The organism is Methylibium sp., from assembly GCF_013817365.1.
GTDB lineage: Bacteria > Pseudomonadota > Gammaproteobacteria > Burkholderiales > Burkholderiaceae_C > Methylibium.
In genome coordinates this window covers 1-5,096 of sequence record NZ_JACDCU010000305.1, presented here as the reverse complement: position 1 = coordinate 5,096, position 5,096 = coordinate 1, and the positions used below count along the sequence as shown (strand labels likewise).

Annotated in this window: 7 protein-coding genes; 2 read left to right on the top strand and 5 right to left on the bottom strand. The window is 68.7% G+C overall.

The features are described 5' to 3' along the window. Together H0W38_RS16250 and gspG are read right to left on the bottom strand one after the other, a co-directional pair. On the bottom strand, window positions 1–167 hold a 167-nt coding region (locus tag H0W38_RS16250), incomplete at its 3' end, for a Tfp pilus assembly protein FimT/FimU (protein WP_292455989.1). A gap of 31 nt (window positions 168–198) precedes the next feature. Beyond that, entirely contained in the window at window positions 199–636 is a 438-nt protein-coding gene (gene gspG, locus H0W38_RS16245; RefSeq protein WP_292455984.1) for a type II secretion system major pseudopilin GspG, read from the bottom strand. Between the two features lie 65 nt (window positions 637–701). Here gspG and H0W38_RS16240 point away from each other — a divergent pair, with 65 nt between their 5' ends. Continuing rightward, window positions 702–1,343, top strand: a complete 642-nt coding sequence (locus H0W38_RS16240; protein WP_292455982.1) for a hypothetical protein — start codon at window positions 702–704, stop codon at window positions 1,341–1,343. A gap of 54 nt (window positions 1,344–1,397) precedes the next feature. On the opposite strand, the gene H0W38_RS16235 is transcribed toward H0W38_RS16240, so the two are convergent. Continuing rightward, window positions 1,398–2,477, bottom strand: coding sequence for a nicotinate-nucleotide--dimethylbenzimidazole phosphoribosyltransferase (locus H0W38_RS16235; protein ID WP_292455979.1), 1,080 nt, complete (start codon window positions 2,475–2,477; stop codon window positions 1,398–1,400). Window positions 2,478–2,578: 101 nt separating this feature from the next. Further along, window positions 2,579–4,159 carry a threonine ammonia-lyase, biosynthetic gene (gene ilvA, locus H0W38_RS16230; RefSeq protein ID WP_292455978.1) on the bottom strand — a complete coding sequence of 527 codons (1,581 nt, stop codon included), beginning with the start codon at window positions 4,157–4,159 and terminating at the stop codon, window positions 2,579–2,581. A 320-nt stretch (window positions 4,160–4,479) separates the two neighbouring features. Here ilvA and H0W38_RS16225 point away from each other — a divergent pair, with 320 nt between their 5' ends. Continuing rightward, window positions 4,480–4,902, top strand: a complete 423-nt coding sequence (locus tag H0W38_RS16225) for an OsmC family protein (RefSeq protein ID WP_292455975.1) — start codon at window positions 4,480–4,482, stop codon at window positions 4,900–4,902. Between the two features lie 31 nt (window positions 4,903–4,933). Here the strand turns inward: H0W38_RS16225 and H0W38_RS16220 are convergent. Then, a partial coding sequence (locus H0W38_RS16220; RefSeq protein ID WP_292455988.1) for a demethoxyubiquinone hydroxylase family protein occupies window positions 4,934–5,096 on the bottom strand: 163 nt, incomplete at its 5' end.

Below are 5,096 nucleotides of genomic sequence, written 5' to 3'. Positions count from 1 at the left end.
CCCGACTCGAGCAGGGCGGCGAGCCGCGCCGCCTCGCGCTCCAGGCGCGTGGCCGAGGGATCGCGCAACGCCAGCACAGCGACGGAGGAGGCGATGGCGATCACCGCCACCACGATCAGCAATTCCACGATCGTGAAGCCGCGTCCCGCGCGAGGCAGCCGTGTCACGAAGGGCTTTCGGGCGCTGCGCGCCAGCTGTTCACTGCCAGGAGCCGATGTCGGCGTCGCGGTCTTCGCCGCCGGACTGCCCGTCGAAGCCGAAGCTGAACACGTCGACCTGCCCCTTCACGCCCGGGTTCACGTACTGATAAGGGCGACCCCAGGGATCGTTCGGCAGCTTTTCGAGATAGGGCTTCCAGTTCGGCGGCACCGGCGTGGCGGTGGGTTTGGCGACCAGCGCCTGCAGCCCCTGTTCGGCAGTGGGATAGCGCTGGTTGTCCAGGCGGTACAGCTTGAGCGACTGCATCAGATTATTGACATCGGTGCGCGCGGCGGTGACGCGCGCGTCGTCTGCACGCTCCAGCACATTGGGCACGATCAGCGCGGCCAGCACGCCGATGATGACCAACACCACCATCAGCTCGATCAGCGTGAAGCCGCGCACGCAACGGCGCGGGAAAGAGTGAACAGGCGTCATTTGTGAGCTCGGACGGCGCTCTGCAACCGTCGTGTGTGGGGGCCTGTCCATCATAATCGCGTGCCATGTCAGCCCGTATTGTTGCGTTCTTCTTGTGGGCCGCTGTTGCGGCATGTTTGGCCTATTGGGGCCTGCGTGTCGGCGTCGCGGCCCCGCCGCTGCCCGCTTCCGTCCAGCCGGTGTCCACAGCCATGGTGCTGCGGGGCGATGTCATGCGCCTGTTCGCGACGCCGGCGGCGGCCGACGCCCCCTCGCCGACCGAGCCGGGCTTGGCCAGCCGCTTCAAACTGGTGGGCGTGATGGCACCCCAAGCCGGCGAGCGTGGCGCTGGCGAAGGCATCGCGCTCATTGCCGTGGACGGCAAGCCGCCGCGGCCTTTCCGGATCGGCTCGGCGGTCGACGACAAGCTGGTGCTTCAGGCGGTCGCCCGCCGCGGCGCCACGATTGGGCCGTCGGAAGGCTTGGCCGCGGTTCGGCTGGAACTGCCGCCGCTGGTCCCGGCGGCCACCGGCAGTCTGCCGCCGGCGCCCTCCTTTTCTCCCACGGCCGCCGTGCCCGCGCCGCCCGAATATCCGGGACAGTTCGAACCGCCCGAGCAGTCCGAATTCGTGGCGCCACCCTCGCCCGACCCGCTGGCGCCCGCGCCCGACAGCGGCCAGTCGGCCTACGAGACCGACCCGGCCGACAATCGCATCAACCGCCGCTAGCGCGGCGAAGCGGCGGCTGGCACGCAGACATTTCGTCGTCGCCCGGCCTGAAGTTCATAGCGAGCGCGGTCCGCTGCGCGTTGCTTCGGCGGCCTCCGGCATCAACACCGAAGACGGCAGCGTCGGGCCTGCATCTTCTCCTTCGACCACTTCGCTCAGCAGCGCTGCCGCGCTGTGGATCAGCGGCCAAGCCAAAGTGGCACCGGTGCCATCGGTGCTTTCCATGCCGAGTTCGAGCAAGGCGCTGGCCTGGAAGATTCCCATGGCCTGGTCGAGCCCCGGGTGGCTGTGGCTGCGGCAGAAAACAACATAGTCGGTCACCGGCGCGGCGATGCGCGAGGCCACCAGCAGCGCCGCGCAGGCCGGCACGCCGTCGACCATGATCAGGTGGCGCTTGCTGGCGGCCACCAGCATGGCACCGACCATCATGGCAATCTCGAAACCGCCGAAGGCGGCGAGCACTTCGACCGGATCGGTGACGCCCTCGTGCCGTGTCCGCACCGCGTCGAGCACGCCAAGCAACGGCTCCGACGGCGCGTCGCCCTGCGTTTGCAGCAGGGCGGCGATCGGCGTGTCGGCAATGCGCGAGATCAGCATTGCCGCGCTTTCGTGCGAGCCGATGCCGATGCCGGCGCAGGCCAGCACGTTGCCGGGCATGGTGTCGGCCATCTCCATGCCGGCGCGGATGGCGGCATGGGCCTGATCTACCGACATCGCGGCGGCGAAGCGCGCATTGCGGGTGCCGAAACCGATCTTGCGCTGCAGCAGGGCCGGGTGCGGGCCCAGTTCATCGGCCAGGCCGGCATCGATCACGCTGATGTTCATGCCCTGGATGAAGGAAAAAACCGCCATCGGCAGCCGGCCGGCCAGCAGGTCGGTCACCAGGGACAGGGTCGGGGCGCCGGGCGGTGTCAGACCTTCGACCACGAGGCCGTGATCGCCGGCGAACACCATCAGCTGCGGCTGATGCAGGCGCGGCTTGAGCGTGTTCTGGATCAGCCCCAGGCGCACCGCGAGCGGTTCGAGCTCGCCCAGGCTGCCGGCGGTTTCGCCGCGACGCTGCAGCTTCAGGCGCAGGGCGTCTTCGAGCCGGGGATGGGCGGTGGGGGCGATCAGGGAACGCTGCACGGACATGAGGGTGTGGGCTTCGAAGTCGCGCGATTGTGCCCGCTGGATCGCACGGCGGCGACCGGCGGACCGGGGGGGTGGACGGAGCCGAGCGAGCGGTGCCAGGCTCAGCGCAGGAAGAGCCGGTACACGGGGTTGTCGGTCTCCTCGACGCAGGGGTAGTCGAGCGAGGCCAGGAAAGCGTCGAGGGCCTGCGCTTCGCCGGGGGGCACCTGAAGGCCGACGAGGATGCGGCCGTAGTCGGCACCTTGGTTGCGGTAGTGAAAGAGGCTGATGTTCCAGTCGGGGTGCATGCGCGTCAGAAAGCGCATCAGCGCGCCGGGCCGCTCAGGGAACACGAAACGAAACAGCCGCTCGCCCTGCGCCAGCTCGGAGCGTCCGCCGACGAGGTGGCGGATGTGCGTCTTGGCGAGCTCGTCGTGGGTCAGGTCGACGGTGGGAAAGCCCTGAGCAGCGAAGCCGTCGGTGATGCGCGCCGATTCGCCAGGGGCGGTGGTGGTCAGGCCGACGAACACATGCGCCCGCTCGGCGTCGGAAATCCGGTAGTTGAACTCGGTCACGCTGCGCGGGCCGACGAGTTCGCAAAAGCGCTTGAAGGAGCCGCGCTCCTCGGGAATGGTTACAGCGAACAGCGCTTCGCGCTCCTCGCCGACCTCGGCGCGTTCGGCCACGAAGCGCAGCCGGTCGAAGTTCATGTTGGCGCCGCAGGTAATGGCCACGAAGGTGCGGCCTGCGCAACGCTCTCGGGCGACGTACTGCTTGATCGCCGCCACCCCCATCGCGCCGGCCGGCTCGAGGATGGCCCGGGTGTCCTGGAACACGTCCTTGATGGCGGCGCAGACGGCGTCGGTGTCGACGATCTCGAAGCCGTCGACCAGCTCGCGAGTCAGCCGGAACGTCTCCTCGCCGACGAGCTTGACCGCGGTGCCGTCGGTGAACAGCCCCACGTCGGGCAGCAGCACCCGCTCGCCGGCGCGCACGGAGCGCACCATCGCGTCGGAGTCGGTGGTCTGCACGCCGATGACCTGGATCTCCGGCCGCACGGCCTTGATGTAGGAGGCCACCCCCGAGATCAGGCCGCCGCCGCCGATGGCGACGAACACCGCGTCGATGGGCCCCTGGTGCTGGCGCAGGATCTCCATGGCGATGGTGCCCTGGCCAGCGATGACGTCTGGATCGTCGAAGGGATGAACGAAGGTGGCGCCGTGGGCTTGCTCCAGTTCGAGCGCGTGGGCATGGGCGTCGGAGTAGCTGTCGCCGTGCAGCACCACCTCGCCGCCCAGCGCACGCACCGCGTCGATCTTGAGCTGCGGCGTGGTCACGGGCATCACGATCAGGGCCCGGCAGCCCAGCTTGCGTGCGGAGAGCGCCACCCCTTGCGCATGGTTGCCGGCGGAGGCGCAGATCACGCCGCGCTCCAGTTGCGCCGGGCTCAGGTGCGCCATCTTGTTGTAGGCGCCACGCAGCTTGAAGCTGAACACCGGCTGCTCGTCTTCGCGCTTGAGCAGCACGCGGTTGGCCAGGCGCTCGGAGAGTTGGGGCGCGGGCTGCAGCGCCGACTCGATGGCCACGTCATAGACCTTGGCGGTCAGGATGCGCCGCAGATAGTCGGGCGACCCGGCGGGAGTGGGGCTGGCACGGCGCGCGGGCACTTCGGAACGGATCGGGGGGCGCGCGGCGCGGGCCATCGGGGTCTCCTCTTTCGAAGCGGCGCGATGATAAGGCAGGCGCTTGTTGGAACCTGCGTCATACCGAAAGCCCGGCGCGGTGGCGAGCCGGCTTGAAAGCGCACAAAAAAAAGCCCAAGGCCGCGAGGCCTTGGGCTGAAATCCACCGGTTGGAGGGTGGAGGAGACAAGCGATGTCGCGCGGGCTCGGCCTGCGCAACGCATCTGGATTCTAGTGCCGCCCTTCGAGGCAAGGAGGACCAGTTCCCTCTGGCTTCGAGCTGGCGACTCCATTGCGGCAGAACGGCACAATCTGCAGCCCTCAGCATAAGGAGATCGAGGATGGAATGCACCGTTCGCTGGCAAGCCGCGGCCGGCATGGCCTTTCACGCCGAAACGGGCAGCGGCCACCTGATCGCCATGGACGGCGCGCCCGATGGTGGTGGCCGCAACCTCGCGCCGCGGCCCATGGAAACGGTATTGGCCGGCACCGGTGGCTGCACGGCCTACGACGTGGTGCTCATTCTCAAGCGGGGCCGCCACGATGTGCGCGACTGTGAAGTGCGCCTCACGGCGGAGCGCGCAACGACGGACCCGAAGGTGTTCACGCGGATCCACATGCACTTCATCGTCAGTGGCCGCGGCTTGTCGCCCGCCATAGTCCAACGCGCGGTGCAGCTCTCGCACGAGAAATACTGCTCGGCCAGCGCAATGCTCGGCAAGACGGCCGAGATGACCACCGCCGTCGAAATCGTCGATCTCTGAGCCGGGCCGCGCAGTGCCACGGTGATCGATTTCAGATCCGCTGCGCGACCGTCGTCATCACCTTGGATGCGCCGCGCATCAGCCAGCGCATCGGCGCCGGCAGGGCGGCCGCGCCGGCTTCTTGGGCGCTTCGGGCGTGGCGGGCCTCGTCGTCACGCATCTGCGCCACGATGGCGCGGGACTCGGCATCGCCG

What these genes read in the sequence shown, in the direction of transcription:
- gspG (WP_292455984.1), bottom strand. Translation starts at nt 636, where the DNA reads ATGACGCCTGTTCACTCTTTCCCGCGCCGTTGCGTGCGCGGCTTCACG.
- H0W38_RS16240 (WP_292455982.1), top strand. Translation starts at nt 702, where the DNA reads ATGTCAGCCCGTATTGTTGCGTTCTTCTTGTGGGCCGCTGTTGCGGCA.
- H0W38_RS16235 (WP_292455979.1), bottom strand. Translation starts at nt 2,477, where the DNA reads ATGTCCGTGCAGCGTTCCCTGATCGCCCCCACCGCCCATCCCCGGCTC.
- ilvA (WP_292455978.1), bottom strand. Translation starts at nt 4,159, where the DNA reads ATGGCCCGCGCCGCGCGCCCCCCGATCCGTTCCGAAGTGCCCGCGCGC.
- H0W38_RS16225 (WP_292455975.1), top strand. Translation starts at nt 4,480, where the DNA reads ATGGAATGCACCGTTCGCTGGCAAGCCGCGGCCGGCATGGCCTTTCAC.